The 312-nt window shown below is 64.7% G+C and carries 1 protein-coding gene; it reads left to right on the top strand.

The genetic code is table 11. The annotated features are described in order from the left end of the window. On the top strand, nucleotides 1-312 hold a 312-nt coding region (locus ACFHWU_RS29565), incomplete at both ends, for a HAMP domain-containing protein (protein ID WP_416592360.1).

Here is a 312-nt window from a genome sequence, read left to right as displayed (position 1 = left end):
TCCTCGAACTCAAGTCGACCGTCAACACCATGGTCGACCAGCTCTCCTCCTTCGCCGACGAAGTCACCCGGGTCGCCCGCGAAGTCGGCACCGAAGGCAAACTCGGCGGCCAGGCACAGGTCAAGGGCGTCTCCGGCACCTGGCGCGACCTCACCGACAACGTCAACTCGATGGCCTCCAACCTCACCGGCCAGGTCCGCAACATCGCCTCGGTCACCACCGCGGTCGCCAAGGGCGACCTGTCCCAGAAAATCACCGTCGACGCACGCGGCGAGATCCTCGAACTCAAGTCGACCGTCAACACCATGGTCG

This window comes from Micromonospora sp. LOL_015 (assembly GCF_048060275.1).
Lineage (GTDB): Bacteria > Actinomycetota > Actinomycetes > Mycobacteriales > Micromonosporaceae > Micromonospora_E.
Note: the sequence above shows the minus strand (reverse complement) of the source record. Positions and strands in the feature narration are given on the sequence as shown.